This window comes from Clostridium sp. DJ247 (assembly GCF_014231265.1).
In genome coordinates, this window is sequence record NZ_JABAIW010000010.1 from 14,464 (window position 1) to 38,884 (window position 24,421).

General features: G+C 27.7%; 16 protein-coding genes and 1 pseudogene. 3 read left to right on the top strand and 14 right to left on the bottom strand.

Annotated features, from left to right (window positions below):
* Nucleotides 1-15: 15 nt before the first annotated feature.
* From HGI79_RS05915 to HGI79_RS05940, 6 genes and pseudogenes are all read right to left on the bottom strand, one after another.
* Nucleotides 16-378, bottom strand: coding sequence for an ATP synthase subunit I (locus tag HGI79_RS05915; protein WP_185649745.1), 363 nt, complete (start codon nt 376-378; stop codon nt 16-18).
* A 393-nt stretch (nt 379-771) separates the two neighbouring features.
* Nucleotides 772-1,947, bottom strand: coding sequence for an acetyl-CoA C-acetyltransferase (locus HGI79_RS05920; protein WP_185649746.1), 1,176 nt, complete (start codon nt 1,945-1,947; stop codon nt 772-774).
* Nucleotides 1,948-2,140: 193 nt separating this feature from the next.
* Entirely contained in the window at nt 2,141-3,289 is a 1,149-nt protein-coding gene (gene wecB, locus HGI79_RS05925; protein WP_185649747.1) for a non-hydrolyzing UDP-N-acetylglucosamine 2-epimerase, read from the bottom strand.
* Between the two features lie 135 nt (nt 3,290-3,424).
* Nucleotides 3,425-4,453, bottom strand: coding sequence for an MraY family glycosyltransferase (locus HGI79_RS05930; protein WP_185649748.1), 1,029 nt, complete (start codon nt 4,451-4,453; stop codon nt 3,425-3,427).
* A gap of 77 nt (nt 4,454-4,530) precedes the next feature.
* Nucleotides 4,531-4,794 (bottom strand): annotated as a pseudogene (locus tag HGI79_RS05935) (cytidine deaminase); the annotation flags it as partial.
* A gap of 113 nt (nt 4,795-4,907) precedes the next feature.
* The gene (locus tag HGI79_RS05940) at nt 4,908-5,396 is read right to left on the bottom strand and encodes a dCMP deaminase family protein (protein WP_185649749.1); all 489 of its coding nucleotides are present in this window, start codon (nt 5,394-5,396) and stop codon (nt 4,908-4,910) included.
* Between the two features lie 532 nt (nt 5,397-5,928).
* Here HGI79_RS05940 and HGI79_RS05945 point away from each other — a divergent pair.
* From HGI79_RS05945 to HGI79_RS05955, 3 genes are all read left to right on the top strand, one after another.
* The gene (locus HGI79_RS05945; RefSeq protein WP_185649750.1) at nt 5,929-6,882 is read left to right on the top strand and encodes a hypothetical protein; all 954 of its coding nucleotides are present in this window, start codon (nt 5,929-5,931) and stop codon (nt 6,880-6,882) included.
* 257 nt (nt 6,883-7,139) lie between these two features.
* Nucleotides 7,140-9,233 (top strand): protein kinase domain-containing protein, encoded by a 2,094-nt coding sequence (locus HGI79_RS05950; protein ID WP_185649751.1) that lies wholly within the window; start codon nt 7,140-7,142, stop codon nt 9,231-9,233.
* A gap of 2 nt (nt 9,234-9,235) precedes the next feature.
* Nucleotides 9,236-9,745 carry a hypothetical protein gene (locus HGI79_RS05955; RefSeq protein WP_185649752.1) on the top strand — a complete coding sequence of 170 codons (510 nt, stop codon included), beginning with the start codon at nt 9,236-9,238 and terminating at the stop codon, nt 9,743-9,745.
* A gap of 486 nt (nt 9,746-10,231) precedes the next feature.
* Here HGI79_RS05955 and HGI79_RS05960 read toward each other — a convergent pair whose 3' ends face one another.
* From HGI79_RS05960 to HGI79_RS05995, 8 genes are all read right to left on the bottom strand, one after another.
* Nucleotides 10,232-11,494, bottom strand: coding sequence for a DUF4427 domain-containing protein (locus tag HGI79_RS05960; RefSeq protein WP_185649753.1), 1,263 nt, complete (start codon nt 11,492-11,494; stop codon nt 10,232-10,234).
* Between the two features lie 508 nt (nt 11,495-12,002).
* The gene (locus HGI79_RS05965; protein WP_185649754.1) at nt 12,003-12,794 is read right to left on the bottom strand and encodes a hypothetical protein; all 792 of its coding nucleotides are present in this window, start codon (nt 12,792-12,794) and stop codon (nt 12,003-12,005) included.
* A gap of 96 nt (nt 12,795-12,890) precedes the next feature.
* Nucleotides 12,891-14,717, bottom strand: a complete 1,827-nt coding sequence (locus tag HGI79_RS05970) for a hypothetical protein (protein ID WP_185649755.1) — start codon at nt 14,715-14,717, stop codon at nt 12,891-12,893.
* A 650-nt stretch (nt 14,718-15,367) separates the two neighbouring features.
* Entirely contained in the window at nt 15,368-15,868 is a 501-nt protein-coding gene (locus tag HGI79_RS05975; RefSeq protein ID WP_185649756.1) for a hypothetical protein, read from the bottom strand.
* On the bottom strand, nt 15,865-18,093 hold the full coding sequence (locus HGI79_RS05980; protein WP_185649757.1) for a tyrosine-type recombinase/integrase: 2,229 nt from the start codon (nt 18,091-18,093) through the stop codon (nt 15,865-15,867). Before HGI79_RS05980 ends, HGI79_RS05975 begins: the two co-directional genes overlap by 4 nt.
* Nucleotides 18,090-20,171 (bottom strand): site-specific integrase, encoded by a 2,082-nt coding sequence (locus HGI79_RS05985; protein WP_185649758.1) that lies wholly within the window; start codon nt 20,169-20,171, stop codon nt 18,090-18,092. The genes HGI79_RS05980 and HGI79_RS05985 overlap by 4 nt, the downstream gene beginning before the upstream one ends.
* Nucleotides 20,172-20,186: 15 nt before the next feature.
* Nucleotides 20,187-21,437: a tyrosine-type recombinase/integrase gene (locus HGI79_RS05990; RefSeq protein WP_185649759.1), complete on the bottom strand. Its 1,251-nt coding sequence runs from the start codon at nt 21,435-21,437 to the stop codon at nt 20,187-20,189.
* A gap of 1,276 nt (nt 21,438-22,713) precedes the next feature.
* Entirely contained in the window at nt 22,714-24,345 is a 1,632-nt protein-coding gene (locus tag HGI79_RS05995) for an ATP-binding protein (RefSeq protein WP_185649760.1), read from the bottom strand.
* Nucleotides 24,346-24,421 lie beyond the last annotated feature (76 nt).

Here is a 24,421-nt window from a genome sequence, read left to right on the forward strand (position 1 = left end):
CTTTCTTAATTATTCTTAATTATTCTTAATAACTGAATATATATATACCCCAATTAAATGAGAAGTATATCCAAATAAATATGCTACGACACTATACTTATTATACTTAAAAACAACATAGCCTATTCCTGCAGCAAATATAACTCTTGTAATAAAATTTAAAATATATAAAGATGCTGATGAATTTTTGAATTTTTGAAACACTACTTCACCTATTAGACCATTAATAATAAAATTTATTATTGCTATCAATGTCCCAAGCAATACAAAAATTCCATAGTTTTTCATTATTAGTTGTGTAGAGATAAAAAATATAATACCAATGATTAAGTTAATCACAGATACCTTTTTTATCATATCTAAAACATCTTTATTCATTTAAATTCCTCCACTTAGAAGTTTAATAATAAGATTATATCTCTAAAAAATACAATATAAAAGTTTAATTTTTCACTAAAATGTTTATTATTCTTAAATTTAGTCAATTTATATGATATTTCGTCATGATTACTCACGAAATCTATATATTATAAAAAATTATTTCATTATCTGTTAATAATTCATTAAGCCATTTAATTGTTTTACTATAATGAAAATTCTTAAAATTATAAAGTTACTATTTTAACCCTTTTTAGGTTACTTTCATTTAGTTATTAATTATATAACATATGTATAAAAAGCGAACAATTTATATTATGAAACTTTTCAGCCTAAATAAAAACAGACACTTTAGATGAAAGTGTCTGTTTTATTTAAATAGTTATCTGAAATTTATCTTTCAATTATTATAGCTGTTCCCATTCCTCCGCCTATGCATAGAGTTGCTAGTCCCTTCTTAGCATCTCTTTTTTCCATTTCATAAAGTAATGTAGTTAATATTCTTGCTCCAGAACATCCAACTGGATGACCAAGAGCAATAGCTCCACCGTTTACATTAACCTTACTCATATCAAAATTTAAATCTTTTGCAACAGCTAAACTTTGAGCTGCAAATGCTTCATTTGCTTCTATTAAATCTATATCTTCTATTGATAAATTAGCTACTTCTAAGGCCTTTTTGGTTGCATGGAATGGACCATATCCCATTATTGCTGGATCTAATCCTTTTGAACCATAGGAAACTATTTTAGCCATTGGTTTAAGTCCAAGTTCAGCTGCCTTTTCAGAACTCATAATAACTATAGCAGCTGCTCCATCATTGATTCCTGAAGCATTTCCAGCAGTTACCGTTCCATCTTTCTTGAATGCTGGCTTTAACTTTGCCATACCTTCTAAGGTAGCTTCAAACCTTGGGAATTCATCAGTATCAAAAACTACTTCACCTTTTTTGGTCTTTATTACTACAGGAACTATTTCATTCTTAAATTTACCTTCTTTTATAGCTGCCTCTGCTTTATTCTGTGATGCAACCGCAAATTCATCTTGTACTTCTCTTGTTAAATTCCATTTTTCCGCTATGTTTTCTGCAGTTATTCCCATATGATATCCTTGGAATGCATCAGTAAGTGCATCGTTTACCATAGTATCTACTATAGCACCATTTCCCATTCTTTGTCCCCATCTTGTTGTTGGAAGTATATATGGTGCTGACGACATGTTCTCCATTCCTCCGGCTACAATTACATCAGCATCTCCAGCTTTTATCATTTGTGCTGCCAAGCTAACTGCTCTTAGTCCAGAACCACAGACTTTGTTTAAAGTAAATCCTGGTATTTCTTCTGGTAATCCTGCTTTTATTATAGATTGTCTAGTAACATTTTGTCCAAGACCCGCTTGTACTACATTTCCCATTATAACTTCATCAACTAACTCTGGTTTAACATTAGCCCTGTTAAGTGCTTCCTTAATAACTATGGCTCCTAATTCTGCTGCTGGAACATCCTTTAAAGTTCCACCAAACTTTCCAATAGCTGTTCTAACGGCGCTTATGATAACTGCCTCTTTCATAAAAAAGCCTCCCCAATGCTTATTTAAACTATTTATGGAATATTTTACTTAATTTTCCATTTCAAATTAATTATACTCCTTAACCATATTATTATCAATATTTTTGTTAAAAAAAATACAAACTATTTTTTAGGAAAAAAAACCCTATGCTAAGCATAGGGTTTTTGAACAATCTGAGTTAGAAGTGTAATCTCTAACTAAATTCTTTAAAGTTATTTTTTTCAATTCCAAAGTATTGTAATATAGATGCTGTTATTCTTTTTGAAGCTTTTCCATCACCGTAAGGATTTATTGCTCTACTCATTTTATCGTATTCCCATTTATTATTTATCAATTCGTCAGCAGACATAACTATAGTATGTATATCAGTACCAACAAGTTTTACTGTACCAGATTCAACAGCTTCGGGTCTTTCTGTTACATCTCTTAATACAAGAACAGGTTTTCCTAAATGAGGTGCTTCTTCTTGAAGTCCTCCGGAATCAGTCATAACCATATAGCACTTGTTCATCAAATTATGAGTATCTTTTGTATCTAAAGGTGGTAATAGATGTACTCTTTCAATGCCACCTAGGATTTTATACACAACATCTCGCACAACTGGATTTAAATGAACAAGATATACTAACTCAACTTCATGATTTTTTTCAACTATAGCTTTTAATGCACTGCATATGTTTTCTATTCCTTCTCCCCAATTTTCTCTCCTGTGAGCTGTTACCATTATAACTTTCTTGCTATCATAATCAATGTTATTCAGTTCATTATTATTAAATGTATAACCGTCGTCTACTGTAAATTCCATAGCGTCTATTACTGTATTTCCTGTAACAAATATTTGTTTTTCATTAATTCCTTCTTTTAGAAGATTAGCTTTAGAACCATTTGTTGGTGCAAAGTGTATGTCAGCTATAGCACCAGTAAGTTTTCTATTCATCTCCTCTGGAAAAGGAAAATATTTATCATAAGTTCTAAGACCAGCTTCTACATGACCAACATTTATTTTTTGGTAAAAAGCAGCTAAAGCACCAGCAAAAGTTGTTGTAGTATCTCCATGAACGAGAACTAAATTAGGTTTTTCTTGTTGAAATATTTCCTCTAAGCCTTCTATTACTCTAGTTGTTATACCTGTTAGACTTTGTCTATTCTTCATTATGTTTAAGTCAAAGTCTGGTTTTATATTAAAGAGTTCTAATACCTGATCTAACATTTCTCTATGTTGTGCTGTAACACAAACCTTATTTTCTATCTTTTCATTCTTCTCTAATTCTTTTACCAAAGGTGCCATTTTTATTGCCTCAGGTCTTGTGCCAAAAATAGTAATAACCTTAATTCTATCCATATATATTACCTCCACTCTTACTACACAAATAAACTATATTTGCTATAGATTACTCATATACTAAGCAATTAAATTTATACCATGGTTAACTACCCTGGTGTGATAAGACAACCCCCGCATAATTGAAGTTTTATTTTATTCGTTGTGCTGGAAAAATCCGAATTTCCAAGCTACTATAACTAATACCAACATAACTGTAGCTAATAAAAAATAAGACCTTTGTGTACTTACTTGCATGGCAATTATTGCAAAACTTCCAAGCACTGCACTTATTAAATACATAATTATTACTGCCTGCTTTTGTGTAAGTCCCATATCTAAAAGCCTGTGATGTAAGTGTCCTTTATCGGCTTCCATAATAGGTTTTCCATTTAATTTTCTTCTTATCATAGCAAAAAGAGTATCATATATAGGTATGCCTAAAGCAAGTATCGGTACCGCTATAGCAAAGGCTGCCGCAGATTTTATTGCCCCTTCAATAGATATTGCCGCAAGTAAAAATCCTAACAACTGGGCGCCAGTATCTCCCATAAATATAGATGCTGGATTAAAATTATAAGGTAGAAATCCTAATATGGCACCAGATAATATAATTGTTAAAATAGCCGCTTCTATTCTATTATTTAATAATGCTATAATTAAAATAGTAACTGCTGCTATGAAAGCAACTCCTGCAGCTAAGCCATCAAGTCCATCTATCAGATTAAGTGCATTAGTAATACCAATAGCCCAAACTATAGTTAACGGAATTGATAACAATCCTATATCTATGTAGAGTTCAGAACTACTTATAGGATTAGTTAATAAGGATATCTTCACTCCAAAAATTACAAGCGACAGCGCTGCCGCTATTTGGAATAGTAGCTTTTGCCAAGGTTTTATATCAAATTTATCATCCATAAAACCTCCAATAACTATTATAGTAGCTCCTATTATTATACCCAGCTCTGGTTTAGACAATGGACCAGTCTTCAAAATTATAGTTGCAACAAAAGAGAAATATATTGCTAAGCCACCTAAAAGTGGTATTGGTTTTTTATGAATCCTTCTATTATCCTTTGGAACATCTATTACGTTAATTTTAATTGCAATTTTTTTAACTACTGGTGTAAGTATAATAGAAATTATTATTGAAACTATTGCTAAAAAATATAATCTACCCATCAGTAACCTTCCTTAATTGATATTAGATTTCAATTTATAAACCTAATATTTAGTCCACACTTATATTTATTAATAGTTTAATAAGATGCATCTCCTTCTAGTGAATCATCATTTTCAATCCATTCTTCAACATAAATTATTCTATATTCCAGTTTTGTATCACGAATGATAACTTTTTCAATTCCTGAATTAATTATAAACCTTTTACACAAAGAACATGGAGATGCATTTTTTACATATTCCCCTGTCTTTTGCTCTTTTCCCACAAGATACATAGTTGAACCTATCATATCTTGTCTTCTTGCTGATATGATAGCATTCTGCTCTGCAAATATATACCTTTTCAACATGTAACACAATATAATCTACTATAATCAACCGTTAACAAAAAAGTAATTGTTACATTTGTCAAAAAGCTATTACAAAGATTACCTAATGTCACCATCCTACTTAGTTAATATCCTTTTCTCCCATCAAGTGACTCATCCTTATCAATCCATTCTTGAACTTCTATTACTCTGTACAATTCTTTTGTATCCCGAATTACTACTTCTTTTATACCTGAATTTATAATTAATCTCTTACACATTGCACAGGGACTTGCATCCTTTACTATCTCCTTAGTCTTAAAATCTCTTCCAACTAAATATAACGTTGATCCAAGCATATCTCTTCTTGATGCACTTATTATAGCGTTTGCTTCAGAATGAACTGATCTACACAATTCATAATGTGTCCCTCTAGGAACATTTAACTTTTCCCTTAAACAAACATTTATATCACAACAATTTTGCCTCCCTCTAGGAGCACCTGTATATCCACTAGATATTATTTCATCATTTTTCACAATAATTGCTCCATAGTTTCTTCTTAAACATGTACCTCTTTCAAGAACAGTTTCTGCTATGTCTAAATAATAATTATTTTTATCTCTTCTTTCCATATTTAATCTCCTTAGTTTAACCTTCATATATTACTGCAATCAAAAATTATTTTAAGATATAATATTAATTATATAAAATAATCTAATTTCATCCTTGTAGATAATTAAACTTCATATCGCTACTTACAAATTACGTTAACATTGTACACGTTTCTCCTTATTTATTATAACATTTGTGGTTATTTTATAAAGTGATAATTTAAATTTATATATAAAAATTCTATTAAAACTTATAGTGCTATTGTTTCTAATATAAAATTTATAAATTACCTTCTACAATAAAATAGTTTTTAGTTTCAGAGCAAAAATTCATACTCTATATGTCTCCCAAACAGTCGAAGTCGGTTAAAAATTTAGTAACATTTCAAATACAGACTTTATTATAATTTTAAGCTAAGATTTATTTAAATAACAACATATAATAACTTCTCTTAATTTCTAGGGTAAACCTATTGATATAGTATTTAGAAATGCTAATATTAAAATAAACATCTATTTAAGTTTCTACTTATATGGTAAGGAGGAGTACTATATGAATTTACAACAGATACTTAGCACACCTGCAACTATAGCAGCATTAATTACTGGTATAGTTGCTTTTATTGGGGTTATTATACAATTCTCTATCTTTTTTATAAAATATGATTTTGATAAAAAATCTAATTTTGAGCAAATGTTAAAAGATAAATTAGAAAAAATTTATTCACCTTTAACATTGTATTTAAATAAGTCCTATAACCAGAATAGGTTTATAACAGATGAATCTATTGAACTAATAAGCAAATATGGACATTTACTTTCTAAAGAACTAATAAATAACATTCTTGAAATATTAAAGAATGAACAGATTAGTAATCAAACAGTTATTAACCAAGACTTTAAAGAAGAGTGTAAAAATCTTAAGAAAAATGTTCTTATGCAACTAAATCGAGAATTTATAGAACTTCAAGAAAAATATAATAAAAATTTTTTTCAGTATAAAATAAGATATTTAATGCCTTGGTATATCAAAGTTGGTAGTGTAACTAAGAAAGTCTGCATCTCTATTACAATAACTTTTTATATTATCTTTATAATAATTTTTCTACTATTAACTATTGTTCCTAAACATCAAACATTTAAAAATCCTTACTTAAATAGCCTATTATTAATTTCATTAATAATAGTTATTATAACTACACTCTTTAGCCTTGGTTATGCCTTTGACTCTATAATATCTAAATTGAATAAGAATAAGAAATGTTATATGACTTTCGAACGGGTTCCGGATACAGGAATTTATAAATGTTTAATATGTAAAAGAACTAAAGTAAAATTTATCAAAGGAAGCAATTTTCAACCGTGTACACAACATACATTAATAGAAAAAATCAAAAGTATTTTTAGACTATATAATTGGAGTATTGACTTAAATCACAACAATATTATAGCTTCCCCTGACCAGGATGTATTACCCAATGCTGAGTCTTCACAATCAAATGCGTAATAGGCTAGTTTCTTGTTAACTGTTAATACAGTTAAACAGTTCTACGAGTTCTCCTGCTTTAGCGTATCAGGTCCAAAATAATAAATTTTATAAATAAGACTATTAAAAAATTTAATACAAATTATTTTTTAAAGTCAAAATATTATAGTTGAATATTTTTGTAAACCACTTATAAATATAGATCTAAATGTATAAAAAGGAGGAAACTGGCGAAACGTATCGAATAATATACTTATAATAGTACCGGAGGTTGTAAAATGAGTAGATATAAATTTAGCAATAGCACTATACTTTCTGACGAGGGTGGTATGGGCATTACATGGCGGGGGATTGATGATCATCTTAAAAGGGACGTAGTTATAAAAACTATTAAAAGAGAGATGTTGAGTAAATCTCAATTCACACTTGATGAATTAAATAAGCAACTTATAGATGAGGCTATAAATCAGGCAAAAGTTACACATGAAAATATAGCTAAAGTATATGACTATTATATTAATCCTGGTGATAAGCAGGTATATTTAGTATTCGAATATATCAACGGAAAAGGCTTAGATAAGTATCCTGATCTTATAAAATGTGAATCAAAAAATTTAAATGAATTATTAAATATATTTGAACAAATATTAAAAGGTATAATATGTGCTCATAAAAATAATATAATACATAGAGATATAAAACTTAATAATATAATGTATTCAAGAAATTCTAACCACATAAAAATCATAGACTTTGGAATATCAAAAGTCAAGCAGGCAAATACTAGATCATACACTGTAAATATGTATGGATGTGCTCCATTTTATGCGCCAGAAAGATTTCATTATAAAAACTTAAAGGTAGACAATGAAGAAAAATTTGATATATATGCCTTAGGGGTAACATTTTTCTACATGCTAACTGGAGATTATCCCTATAAGGTAGATAAAGGCTATGATGCTATAACTCCTAGAGTCTCAGATTTTCGAAACGATGTTAACGAGGAGCTTGATGAATTGATTTGTGCAATGATTCAGGTTAACCCAGAAAACAGATTAGGAGATTTATCAGTGGTGTTAGAATCTGTAAAAAGACATCAAAAAATAATATTCAAAAATACAACTAATATACCTTACTTCAAAGCTGAAAATCAAATAAGAGATGCCTTACATGATTATATATCAGTCACAGATGATGAATTAAAGATTATAAACCATCCTGTTTTTCAAAGGTTAAGAAATATTAACCAGCTTGGTACTACCTATTTAGTGTATCCTGGAGCTACTCATACAAGATTTTCACATTCCCTAGGAGTAATGCACCTTGCTACCAGGATATTTGATGAAATGGTGATAAAAAATAGCACTGAAATTCAATGGGATTATAAAGAGATAAAAAAACAACGACAAATGTTACGTATTGCTTCTTTATTGCATGATTGTGGACATGGTCCTTTTTCACACGTTAGTGATAATCTTTTTGCAAATGAAGTTGATAACCATGAGAAAATGGCTGGAAACTTAATTAAAAACACTAAACTATCAGAAATTATAGATAACATAGGCTCTAAAAACTGCGGGTTTAATCATAAGGAAATAGCTGGCTTAATCGAAGGTAAAAATTCTTCAAGATATAGTCTCATTAAAAGAATATTCTCTGGAAATATCATAGATGCTGATAGGATGGATTACTTACTTCGCGATTCATTGATGTTAGGTGTTAAATATGGTAAATATGACATTGAACATTTAATTAGATCAATGAATATTGATTTTTCACAAGGTGATTATACATTAGCAATTGAAAAAAAAGGTATATACGCCCTTGAAGAATTTATGCTTGCTAGACACTTTATGTTTACACAGGTATATATGCACAAAACAAGAAGAATTTACGATAGAATTCTAGAAAGATGTTTGCAATGTATGTTACCTTCAAATATACTACCTATTAGAGAAGATGAGTTTCTTCAGTGGGATGATCATCGTGTACTTGAATATATTAGAAATAACCCAAATACCTATAATGAAATGTTCTTAAATAGAGGTCATTTAAAACTAATATATGAAAAAGTTATAAATTACGAAAGAGATGATAGAATTATAATTAATGAAATCAGGAATAGAATTCGGGATAAGAGATATAAAGACACAGAAGTAATTGTTGATTATGAAATTCAGAATCCAATTACATATGTTGATGAAATGGGTAAACCAATAATAAGAATTCTAGATAAAGATAGAACAACAAAAGATGTAGGCGAACTTTCCCCTCTATTAATAAACATTAATAAACCTATTGAAATTTTGCGTATATATGGTACTATAGAAAAACAAATTGAAATATTAAGAATTATAGAAGAGGTGGTGTGATAATGCTTGAGAATTTAGTTGCATATGTAGTTCAACAGTGCAATACCATAAAAGGTAAAAAAGCCTTTCAAAAGATATTTTACTTTTTAACTGAACAAGGAATTCCAACAGGTCTAGATTACACTTTGTATCATTATGGACCATATTCAGCCACACTAGACCATAAAATTAGATTTATAGAAGAACATGGAGCCATTAAGGTCTTAAAGATAGGCAATAGATATGATATTACTATTGGGGAAATGACTAACCAATTAGCAAATGATAAGTATATAAATGAATATAAGAAAAAAATAGATGCAATTCTCGATATTCTTCCATTAGATAACCCCCTAAAATTAGAATTATTATCAACTACTCATTATGCAGTTTTATTACAAAAGGAAATTTATGATTCTAACGATGTTAATTTAATCGTTGAAGAGGTGAAGTCTATAAAGAATGATAAATTCTCCGTTAAGGAAATTTATGATGCGTATAATTATTTGAAAAAATATAAATTATTGTCATAGTATTAGTTTTGTTAGTATGTGCAATAATGTTAAAACTTGCTTAAGATAACCTTATTATAGGTTTGAGATTTTATTTAAATAATATTGTTTTAGCTGAAACTTAGGATAATCTCAAAAACATCCTTTTTATGACATACTATGATGTTCTAAAAAGGATGTTTAAATATTTCGTCTTAATTAAGAAATGATTTATTCAGACACATCATTAATAATCCTAATGCTATTTCATACAATTGATAATTATATCGTTTCTATTTTTTATCTTTTATTTAGGGTCAATATTAATAACAATTATATGAATAATGGGAAGTTGCACTAGACTTTCTTAATCGCATTATTTGTAGATGGTTTACGTCATAGCTTATGAAGAAAGTCTATCTATCATAAATTTATAATAGCTAAACATAATGTTTGTATTTCGACTTAATTAAAATAAAAATACCGTAAAATTCATTTCTGAATAATACGGTATTTTCTTGATATTTATTATTCGAACTTATCATAACTACAATTATAGTGAAGTGGATTATCAATATCTTCATTATAGAATGGTACCTCGTTAGGATCATAGGAATTTAATACAGAAAAATATCCACAATTTACTCCAAACTTATTTTTTATTACACTAGCTAATTCTTTTACCATTTTTTCTTTTTGTCTTAAACTTCTTTCATTATAAAAGGATTCAGGGTAATATAGGTACTTTCCATCTTTATTTACAATTATTCTGTCTTCATTTATTAAGGCACGAGTAAAATCATGAAATGTATCGTATATCCAAAGCCAACAACAACCATACTCTCCAAATTCAATTTTACCAGAAGAATTTTCAATTTGTTCTTCAATTTCTTCTAATGAATTTACAAATTGTAAATCTCTAGTTTTATCTACCATAAAATATTTGTCCAAATTTATTATAGATTCATTTATAAGTTGATTTTCATTTGCCGGGTCTCGAAAAGCAACAATATTATTTATTAACTCGTTACATATTATATATTTAAATGTCCCTTTATTTACAATATTTCTATCTACGAGACTAAGTACATCATGAACTATCAATGGTATTTCGGATTTTTTACTAATAACTATGCCTATTTGGGAAATTGAGGAGTTATTTATTTGAAATCCTGGAATTTCTGAAACTTCACTAACTACTCCAAATTCATTTAAAGAATTTATAAAATCAGTTATATCATCATAATGTGGTAGCCTCCATTCTCTTTCATGTGTCCAATCAATCGGATACTTTCCTATAGGATTATATGTAACATAACGATATTGCTCTTTTAAAGGTAAATATTTTGGATCAATTATACGCTCTCCACCATTCATACATACAGGTAAAATAGCATCAGGTTGACTTAATCCATATATGACATTTCGTGCTCCAAGATTATATATTTCGTCTTTCCTAAATATTAATGCATACGTACTAATTTTTTCTCCTTTTTTAGCTCTATTTATTGATGCTTCTATAAAAGCTGCTAATGGCATTTCAGTAAAGCAGGTTGCTGGATATGGCCCATAGATGGTGCGACAACCTTTTCTATAGGACCATGTTGCCCATAATCTACAATGCCTAATTGCGCACCTTAAAAGAAATATTGCTGGATAGTTCTCACCTTCATTAATATTTCCAAATCCCCAATGCTCTGGAAGTGCAGGTGCTGAATCGTCTAATGTGTTTAATGGTCTAAAAAAATGTATTAGTTTATCAGATAAATCATATCTATAATTATTCTTCATTTCCTTCTCCTAAAAATTATAATAATGTTGTAATATGGTAATTATAACATATGCAAAACACAATGCAGATACAATTTTTCACCAAAATAATAAATATTTTATATACCGTATTATTCAGTTTTCAAAGAACAGTATTCATTACGTCATATCTACACAGTCCGTAATAAAATAAGCGTGCTCTCTTTTCTAAGTTGAACAATATTTCCAAAAAGCATAATAATTAAATATATATTTTACACTTACTGGAACACATATAACAGTAAAAAGAAAGCCTGCGTCAAGAATCAACACAGACTATCAATATAATATTCTTAAAGATATTTCTCCACATAGTGACCACATCAACTACCCATTATTAGCCTAATTAATATATGAACAATGAAAATTTAAAATAGAAGCTTATACTAAATCAATAATCAACGAAATAGAATCATCTAATTTCTTATAAATACTAAAAATTTGAATATTACCTTAACACCTAACGTTTATTTTAAATCTTGAACTATAGCTAAATTCTAGTTCTATCATTAACTATTGGCATAGTAATCAAAAAATCTATAACTTTATTAAAAAATATGTACCAGTTTATTGATATTTCATATATATTATTATAATTAAATTTATGAATTGTCATTTCTTTAGTTTCTTTTGTTTGCATTAATCTGTTATTAAAATGAATCGGTGTTTCAATCAATGCCTCAGAATTAAATTTATAATACAATCCCAAGTCATTATAATGAATAATTAAATCCCTTGGCTCAACTGCAACCTTTATCCATTTACAATATTCTTCACTTATAAATGAAAGTAAAGCATCATCAGTTTCATCTGTAGTTACAAAACTCATAAAACCTTTAGATTTACCTTCGTCATTAATTCTGCCAAAAGTTGTGTATGAAGAAATACCTTTGTAATAATACGAAAATACCGACACCATTCTATCTAGTGCTATTTTTATTGCTACTAACAATGCTTGAATTTCAATTTGATATGTATTTCGTCTTAAATAACTTGATACCCACTCTTCCTCTGGTATACTGAATTTTTTATCATTCCATAATGCATCAAGCAAAAATGCATCGATATAATTATTATAATGATATGCAGGAGCCAAGTATGCAGGGGACATACAATTTATTATTGTCACCAAATCTAAGTAGGGATGATCCGAACCATTTGAAAGACCCAATAAAATGTATCTTTCAAAGAATTTCTCTTTATATTGAATCAAGTTATCACTTAGTTCTTCCAGGTCAAATTTAGAATTTTTTAGTTTTTCAATAAATGTATTCTTTCGCATTTTATAGTCCTTTCGTAGTTTAAGTAATTAATTTTTATGCATTTTATTATTTACTAATAATATTAATATACTTTTATGTGCTCACATTAACTACTATTATTTAAGTTTTAACACCATATATGCTCCTCTATTTACTTCTTTAATTTCGCCTTCTAATTTTTCGTATATAAATTTTTTAGTATCCTCGAGTTGCTTTTTTGCATCTGTACTTCCATGTGAATAGTTTTTTGCCTCAACTAATACACATAATCCTTCAGATGAATTTTTATTAGGGAAATATATTAATCCATCTATTTCATCTACTGGTTTTCCATTGTTATTTTTAGGAACAATTTTAACATCGCCAACAAAGCAAATAATTAGTCCAGAATAGTCAATACTACGCAGCACATTTGATGTAGTTATTATTTCATGCTTTTTATCTTTATCAATACTATCCAAGTTACAGGTAGCCTTATCTATTTTATCAGCTATGTTTTTTGCCCCTTTACCGATAAATACAGATTTCATAAAATTTAACTGTCTTAATGGTGTAATATTATAATAATTTTCATCAAATGAAAAAACTGATTTCAAAATATATTCAACTAAACTTCGTTTCACATTTTCATTCGTATGAACATCTGTACAATTAGCAATATCTCTAATTATTTTCTGTGCTATCGCAACCACATTATCTTTTTTTCCTTTGTTAATAGCATAAGCAATATGAATCTCTCTAAATTTAGAACTGCACTGTACAGCTACATGACAACTTTCAACTCCCAATTTTTCTTGTTTCCTTTTTTCTATTTGGTAAATATCCTCTTTAATATTTTCTAGTATAGGATATGTAACTACGATTTCCGTTGATTCAATCCAGTTGTTTTCTATCTTTTGAGTCATAGGATCTTTACAAAAGGAATAACCATTGCATTCAACCTTAATACTAGGTTTAAAACAGTTAACTAAATCATCTATCTTTCTAAGGTCTACAATATTAATTGACTTTTCAATATCTTTTGCTATACAAGCAGAGTTCAATAAACTCTTAGCAGAATTATAAATTTGAGTATTTATAATACTATCTAATTGCTCTAACATTTTGTTTAATGCTGACTGATCATCTAAAACATCATCAATAAAGTTAGCAGAATTCATTATAATATTTGAAGTATTCATACTTATTGAAACAGGAGTATAATTCATATCTAATGATAAATACGCAAGCCTTCTAATCGCAGAAAATAACTTCCACAATCTTCCAAAACTTTCTGATGTACAATTTTCTTTATCTAAATATTTTATTAAAATATTTGAGCATAATATAGATAACTCTAAATTTTTTTTTGAATATCCTTTATATCTCTCTAGCAAAAATAGTGCTATGAAATAATGCACTTTAAAATAATTCTTTTGATTTATCATATCTTCAAATAATTTTTGTGATTCCTTTGGCAATCCTCGTCTAAATGCCTTATAAAAATTATAACAATCTTTATCTTTAGATTTTCCTTTGTTTAAAAAGTGTAAAATTACTTTAGATGACGTAAAAGTGTCTTCTTGATGCCCTATATTGCTTATAATTGAAAGTACTTGTAATATTTCGGCTCCCGTTGGCTCTTTTCCCGATAATTCTCCAAATCCAGACAAACTACTTCCTAGACTTATGTCATATTTTATTTCTGTTTGATTTTTTGCTATCTTTATATTACTAATTAGCATCAATTGCATAAATACATACTCATATCTCGTATGATGTGCACCAGGAAATATGTATTTGATAGTTCCTAATTGACTTATATTCCTCAACCTTGTTATATGAGAATAGTTATCTAGTAAATCATATACTTGCTCTGTAATAGGAAATAGATAGCAACTAACATTGCCATAACTAGGTAAATTGTAGCTTATGACCCTTGATTTCTTTTTTTTATCTGACAAAATATTCACCACACATAATAATATTCTTTAAATGTTCAAGTTCAAATTATAGATATAATATACTTATTACTTTATATTAGGATAAATTCTACAAGTTAACTTAAATTCCTTCATATGTATTATAAATTTACTACTATAATATAACAAAAAATTTATAAAGATAGCAACCGTCACTACCTTTATAAATATTTAGCGTATTATGAATCATAACTTTAACATTACAACGTAAATTAAAAATGTTAAATTATTAGTTATGTTTATAATTTTTTATAATGTCTTAACAAGCCAATAGCAACTGATAACCTTTAACATTAGTATGTGGTCCCACATACGATATAACTTGCATTTTAATCATAAGAACAAATATACGATAACAATTAAATCTTTTTCACTTAAAATATTAATATGATAAGTGGAAACTATCGGAATATCAGTTAAGGACTTTGTATAATAATTACTTATTGAGTTCTCTATATAGGATATAAACATAAAACAAAAAACATCTTGATATAGCCCTTCTCTGAAATTTTAAAAGGATTAGTATAAATTTATAGTTTGTGCTTTTATATTACAATTACTTTCAATTTCATGATATATCATAATGATAATATTTTTTTCAGGATTAATTTCAGTTTTTGTAATAGTATACTTTATTCATTGTTTTTATTTAATAGATCAATTTGTCCTTTTTGCATTACATTTTCGCTTTCAAGTTTTACTATCTCCATTGCATATTTTTCAAGCATTATTTTTAATTCCTTGGCATCACTAATTGCCTTTTCCGATTTTTTATCTTTTTCTATAATGACTCTTGTAAGTGACTTAATTGTAGTTTCATATTTTTCACTAATATTTTTTGCTATTAATTTAACCTCATCCCGTGAAAATATATCTTTTTCAGGATAAAACTCTATGTCTTCTTCATTGGGACATACTTGAGTCTTCGCTATAGCTATTAATGCTACTCTCTTATATTCATCAGTTGTATATATAGTTTTAGGAGCTACTCCAGCCCTTTTAGCTATTTGGGGTATAGATATTGATTTTGGTACAGGTTTATTATTTTTTATGCATTTATTAAACTCTCTTTTCCATTGATATACAAGCTTATTACAAGCTACCTGAATTTTTTTGACAGTTTCATCTTTCATCTTACAATCATCCTTTTTATAAAATTATTAGCTTCTCTTATAATTTCTTCGCCTACTAGAATAAGATTCTTAGTATCAATATCTATAGAGTTTAAATTTTCAATTATTCCATCCAATATATTCTTGAAAAGAACAACATCTTTTAAAATAGGATATTGCTTACTTAATTCATGTTCTAATAACCTAATATTTGCATAGTAGTCATCTATTATTTCATCTTTTCGACTAACATCTGATTTAAACAAAGGACATGTGTAATGACTTATAAATCGCTTAGGACATTTTACAGTTTCATCTGTATTACACCATCCACTACCACACCATCTATTATGGTAGTTACTAAGACGAATTTTATATTTCCCATTAAATTCATTAACGTTATTCGATTTTTTTTCTTGTCGTGCTAATGAAACTGCTTTTTTTCGCCTTATGATTCCACTAAAAAATCTTAATTTTTCTTCATTAGTTAATCTAGAATAGATAACTAGAGTATCCAGACAAGAATGTCCGAGTAAAATAGCTACATCTTCATAATCATAATTTTCATCATTTAATTTTCTATGGGCAAATGTATGCCTAAAGCAATGATTTGTATACTTTTTAATTCCAGCTAATTTACAAGCTTTTTCTATAATTTGATTACCTCTTTTTTTACTAATATGCTGTAGCCCCCTTCCATTACTTTTAACTTCTACCATGATCCATAATTTTGCTTCTCCTGTTTCAAAATGTGGTACTCTGCCATATTTTGACCTTAAATCAATTAACCCTTCTAATACTTTTATAACATCTAAATCCTCCACTAATATAACATAAGGCTCTTTCCTTTGTTTAAAAGGTGGCACTATAATTGTTACTGCTCTATCAGTTATCTTTACTATACACCCTACTGTTAGAAGTAACGCTTCACCTACCCTAAGTCCTGTATAGTATAAAAGACGAATAAACAATCTTTCAAATTTTGATAACTTATCTTCAATCATAAATATTTTTTTTACATCCTTCTCCGGTATAACTTTATCATCTGGTATTTTAGAAAACTTATCACTAGTTACATTTAATAAATATGACACAGGATTACTTCTTAAATTTTCATAATATCCTATTTTTATCGCTAATTTAAAATACCCTCTAAGATTATTTATTAACTGATTTTTACTTTTATTTTCTTTCCCATAAGATTTTTCATCAACATATTTTTTTACTGAAACTGTCTCAGTATAATTTAATGAATATTCTAAACAATAATTATAGTATTTGATAAAGCTGTTTATTTTTCCGTATACTAAAAGATTATGTGATTCTTGCAAGTGCCTGTTCTTATATACTTCTATAATTTCATTTTTTACTAAGTCATCCTTTAACAGTGACATAGAATATTTTAGCCTATTTTCTATGTTATCTGGCTCAAATAATGTTTTATAATTTATCTTACGTTTTGGAGGATCCTCTAACGGATTTATAATACTTTTCCTACATTCATGACCTAGAAATGCAGCTCTCCACCAATTGATTATTTCAGAAAACTTACAGTTAAAAATATCCCCTATAGATATCTCATTTAAATTACACTCTTTATTTTTCACCCAACTATTATAGCTTTTCGATAAAATTCTGATAACTTCCTTTATATTACTCTTATCAATATCCCAAATTGAAGATTTCTTAAAAGTTAATAACAACCATACGCTAAATAAATCAACGTTATACGATCTATCTGGATTTTTTTCGCTTTTATAAGTTCTATTTGTTAAAATATGTAGATACTCATGAATTTCATTGATTTTATAATTAATAGCAAAATAGCTTATTACTCCTTTACAAAATTGTATAAAGCAATAATTTGAACGCTTATCTTTATAATTTGAATAATCCCTTATTACCTTTCTTAACTCATCCTTATTACCATTTAAATCTAAATAATAACTGCATAAAAAACCTTGTATAAAAAAATTTGGAAAGTAGAATGTATTTCTACTACTAATAATATTTTTACTTATAATCCCACTTAACCAGTTTGGTATATCGTTTATACTAAAATTTTTGCATTTATTAATATCAATAGATACTATATCTCTTTTTAACAAATAATTAGAAAAGAAAATATTATTTTGATTCATATACATTAATACTAATAACATGCTATCGGCCTCTTGTTCATGTCCATTATTATACAAGTCATTGTATATTTTTTTTACATCTGATTTACTAAAAATCCTTTTCATTTCAACCCCACTATTCTCGATATTTCTTCTTTTTCTGCTTTACTTAACATAAGTTCAACTTCATCTGGGAATGCTTCAACTTTAGTCAACATTTTTTCATATAGCCTAGACAAATATAAAAAATAAATAGCTTTGTTATTTGAATCATATTTCTCATTTGACCACATTTCAAAATACATAATCATTGATTTATTTAGTTCTTCTCTAAATGTAAAATTTGATTTAAAGTTATTATTGAGACAATCAATACAATCTATATTGACACACTCGTCTTGAAACTCATCAGTACAGCAAAATCCACCTCTTTTCCTATACCTAATATTTATTTCATGTAGCTTATTTAAGTCTTTTCCAGGAATTATTATGTCTATATTTTCTTCGTTAACGGTAATAGCTATATCATCCTCCATAAGCTTTTCTTCATATATGATATCTTGGCTATCCTTTTCGAACTGGTCATAATATTGAGTCATCGAAGCAGTCACATGCCCCATTAGATCCATTGCTACATGTATAGGACATCCGCATCTCATCAAATTAGTTAAAAATGTATGCCTAAATTGATGAGCCGTTATTTTATATGCACTACCATCATCATCACATATATTTAGTTTTTCAATTATATGTCCTACTTTTGAGTCCATACTTATATAAGGTAATCCAAACTTATTAAGAATGAAGTAATTTCTCCTGCCCAATTCCGGGTAAGATTTATGCAATATCGCACCAATATCTTTAAATCTGTTAATTCTATCTTGCTTAATGATTTGAAAGGCTTCATATGTTTCTTTGCTAATAAGGACTATTCTTTCGCGCCCCTTTATTTTGGGACTGATAACTTTTATCCATCCTATACCATCTTCTAAATCTTTTACATCTTCCATTAGCAATTCTTTAGCATCTTTATGTATATCCTCTAAACTAATCAACGAAAGCTCATTTAACCTTATACCAGTTTCTAAATAAATGGTAATTATAGCCTTTTCTGCCTTATCCAAAATAGATAACTTATTTTTAATTCTGCTTACTATATATTCTGGAATTGCTTGTCTTCTAACTGCCTTTCTTTCATGTCTATCATCAAATATATTTGGTAAAAATATATCACGATTTATGGGGTGTACACTATAATTGTTATCAATTAAGAAGTTTAGAAAATGATTAATCCTGCCAATGCAGTTATATGCCCAGTTTCTTGATGAAATTAGTTTAATATCTATATCCATTTGCAGTTTTTCTTTATATGTATCAGCAATAAAAGAATTATAATGACAAATAGATAATTTTCTATAGTTTTTATCTATATATTTTGCAAAGTGTATCAAATGTGGAGGAAATTTTTTTACACTTCTTTTAGATGCCCTTGTGTTATCCATATACCAAAACATTGCATTCTTTAATTCTAAATTACATATATCTGTGAAATAATCATCCCTGCCAACTAACTTTTTTTCAGTATAGACGGCATTTTCTTTTAATATTCCTTTCAAAAACAGTTTGTTTTCCAAATTAAAAATCATATCAACATGGCTACTTATTGTTGATTTATCTGTATTTAGAAATTTCTTATATTCTCTTATCATGTCGTTATTTAAATCTTCTATTTTTACTATTTTATTTTTAAACATTACAATAACTAGCATATCAAATCTTATATCTTTATAGTCATCTCTTATTATATTGAAATTCATTATTCTTTTCATAAAATCGAATAGCACAGTACTATCACTTGCTAGATATTCAATATGCACGTATGATAATTCAATCTCACCTAAGATATATAAATAAAATAATGTTACTTTTATTAGAGTGTTTATATAGGGGTATCTGTATAATACTTTTCCCCTTTTAGCATCTAAGTAATTCCACACTTTACTGTATAAGGAAGTATTATCAATTTTTTTGTGTTTATAACTACTAAAATATTCAATTATATTAGGAAGAGACCATCGATAAATATTTTTATATGAAATATAATTATACTTTTCTCTAATATTACTTGTAATTATACTTTTAACACTACAGTAATCTTGTTCCTTCAATTGATTTTGTCTGTTCTCTAGGTTACCTTTAGTCATTTTTCATCCTTCCTTTTAAAACTTGCAAAACTTCTTCTTATAATCTAAAATATACTTTGTTCTTTTCTCTGCTTCATCCATAGTTATAATCCCCTGAACAACTAATTCCTTCAAAAATCTTATTGATGGATTATAATAGTATTTTATTGTTGTTGATATATCAGAATGTCCTAATAACTTCTGCACTTCTTCTAAAGGCCTTCCTAATCCAATATTAGTCGTACTAAAATGGTGTCTAAAGCTATGAAATCCAATATTTCTATTGGTTATTTTCTTCTGAAGATTATTTTTTATTATTCTATTATAAATATCCGTATAACTTAATGGCCCTGGATTCCCCTGTAGTTTTATAAATAAAAACTTTCTTGGGTTTAATAATTTATTGGGTCTTAATACTTCATGTACATATTCATTATAAGAATCATGCATTATCTCAACTAAATTATTAAAATATAAAACCCCTCTAATCTCCAAATTTCTTTGACTGTCATACTTTATGTTTACCCATTCCGGATCATCTTCTCTCTTAGTTATCGTAACTATTCTTTGGGACCACTTTATATCACTGATTCTTCTACCTAAAGCTTCAGATATTCTCATTCCTAGAAATAACATGCATATTAGTAGTCTTTCCTGAGAATTTTTTAATAAGCTCATTATTGACTGTATTTCTTGAGGTGTAAAAGGATCTTTCTCATTTATATTACCCCCATTTAAAAACTGTTCTACATCAAAATCATTTTTTTTTGATTTTATGGTATCAATAATTTTCTTCTTACAATGGGTATACGCTAACATATCAACATTACCCTTTCCCTTACCACTTCTTGTTTCCAATGGACACGGATTTGAATTTATGCACCCTGATTTTAATAAATAGCTATAAAATTGTCTTACAACACTTATTTGTTTGTTTATAGCTTCTTTTTTCTTCATCTTAGGATCTATTTCTATTAAATTACTAAATTCTTTTAATAATTTATACTTATTTGTCCTTCTATCAGGCTCACTTTCCAAGAAGTTTACATAAGTTATTATATGATTCTCATAAATATTTAAATAATGTACGTTACACATACTTAGCCATTCAAAATATTTAATGAGCCCATAAGTATAATCTCTTAGTCTATTTGTTGAAGTTGTTATTTTACTTTGCAAAAAATTATTAATTGGAGTAAATGGTAATCCATAGTTATCCTTATCAATAACTATAAACTTTGTTTTTCTTTGTAACTCGTCTAATATCTTTAATACTTCTAGTTTCATTTTGTACTATACCTCCTTATTTACAACTCATATTACAGTTTGATATTTATTTGTACTTTTATATCTTATATAAGAAAAAACTTACGAATAAACATACTTACTACCACTATCAGCTGAAAGTAATAGATTGTACGCTATTAAAATACTTAAAGTTTCCTTACCGAAAATAAGTTCATTTAAATACCTTTTAGAAGCAATCACCATTGATAACCTAAAGACTGTCAGAAAAATAGATCTATTCTGCCATTACAGAACTTATATTCCGAATAAATATTCATTATATATAAAATTACTACAGTACAAGTAATATTTAAGATAGTGTTCAATTGTAACAAGTTCAGCGAAATATGAGAAAAACACTTACAACTAATAACTATTTAGTCACTGGTCATTTTAAATTTAGAAATAAAAAAATCCCTAGGGGTAATAAAAAATTTATAACTCCTAAGGATTTACTTCCTACAATTATTAATTTATATCCTCCACTATTTAAATCCATTTAAATAGCTCTTTTACACTTATATAAAACACTTTTATTATAACACTTATATTAGCATAACGCAATAAAATATAAACTTTCTGTTATTATAAAAAGTTCCATGCAAAACTTTTTATAGTTTCTATATAAATAACATATTATTTTTGTAAAAAGCTTGTTGATATTGAATATTATACGATGCACCGCAAGGTGAAAAAGATGTTAGAAATTAATAAGGTACTCACCATAAATTGCTTGAATGGATTAAAACTATTAAAAGATAACCCAGTGAATTGCTGTATGGCCAAAGGTTAAATATTTTCTAATGACAGGAGTACCTTTTGGTTTAAAAGTACTGAGTGGACATGATACCTTGACTGGAACCAGCAATTGAAATGTTTATAGTTCACATGATTCTGATTTTCAGAGAGGTAAAGATGCCAATTATATTCTGGTCACTCTTAATGTAAAAAATACCAAACTTTATTTTAAAGCTACAAATATATATGTCTAAGTTTATTTAACATAGGAATGAAAAAAGAAATCTTCAAAGATGATTTCTTTGCACGTATATCACCATTGAGTTAAGACATATTAATTTTAAATAAATATAATTTTCACCTATAAGGTGATTTATTATTAAACAAATTATGTCCGTCAAATAAACAAAACTCTTAACATTGTTAAAAGGGGTACATTACAACGAAAACTGCCTTAACACTGTAAATCCGTGTCTTGTTGCTGGTACCCTATTAGAAAATATTATTAGGATATCTATGCAAGTTATTACAACTCCAGCTAAGCTAAATCTAAATATTTTTTTATTACACTCTTTAATTCAACTACCGGTATAATTTTTTGTGTACCATATTTTAAAATCCATTCTTCATCTTCCTGTGTTAAATTTAGCACATTGCCATCACTTAACTTTTTCTTCTCATTGATTTCTAAATCAACTACCCAACATATTACGTAATCAAAAGTTTCATAAGGGTGTTCATGCTTAAATAAATTGCTTAGTTTGTATTCAATTTCAACTAATACTTTTTCATTATTATAATTTAAACATACCATATCTGTTGCAGCTTGATGTGAGTAATGGCCTATTTTATTTATATATTTTATTAGATTTTTTGTTTTTTCATGAGCCATTATTATGGCAAATAATAAAGCAACTTGTGCTTCATTGTCTGGTATTTTGGTAATTGGAATTTCACTTACAGATAAATCATCAATTTTATCAAATGATTCTAACCTTTCAACCATTTTTCTTTGCTTTTCTTTTATACAATATTCAACTTCTTCAATTTTTCTTAATTTAAAATACCCTTCACTAGCTAACGGCATTATATCTTCATTAATAATTTTTTTCACTTCACTAAAAATCCATTTAACTTTAGAGTCATCTTGATTTGATAAATTATTTCTGTCAGCGGTTAGCTCAAAGGCTTGTGAATTAATCAATAGATGATAGTGATGATAACTTGGATCTGTTATTAAATTTGTTTTTTTAGTAAAAGGTATAAAATCTTTAGATAAATATACACCGAATCTTGATTTTAAAGTTTCCCCTTGCTTTAACTTAACAATTTTCTTTCTACAATTTACTCCTGATACAGTTCCATACATTTGAAAAGATACATACTCACCATTAATATTAGTAGCTTTATGATATGGTCCAAAATGTCTACAATAATTAACAGACCTCTTATATATTGATTCTCTAAAATCTGCTTTTGGATTCTCTTGTGGAGGATAAAACTGATGTACCCCAGCTACTTCTTCTTTAAGGTTTAAAATTTTGTCCTCTATAAAAATTCTTGGTGCAACTTGCATATTGTTTATATATTTATGTAATTCTGCATAATTTGCAAAGTACGTTTTAAAACTTCCAGCAGCAGTAAACCACAGTACATAATCTTTAATTGCTTCAAAATTAAAATATCTTTCTGGATTATCAATTATGTACCCTTCTATTAAAATCGTGGTCCCCATTTTGCCAGGTTGAGCTTTTATATTATCAACTTCATACTCCGGTAAACAGTTGTTGCATAAGTATTCCCACGGTTTATTCATAAGTACTTTATATGCCTTGTTATCTCTTGTCTGAGTAAGTACGGTTATATTTTCACTTTTAAAATATATTTTAGTACCTAACCCTTTTTCCCCTATTCCTACTATGTTTTTATTTGAATCACCTAAATTAAAAAATCTATGAATATCCTCCAAGTCCATACCCTTACCATCATCTTGTATTTCTATAACAAAGTTATCACAAATATTTCTATATACAATAATTGAAATTATTTTAGCTTCAGCATCATGTGAATTACTAATAGCTTCTCTCAAAAGTTCTAATGGATTAACAATATTTTGAGCAATTTCTTTAAAAATAGATACATCTTTTACTGAAGGTTTATATATTTTCATCTATTCCACCAACTTTCAAATATTTTTCAATAAAATAACATAATGTGTTATAACCACACATTATATTATTTTCTTT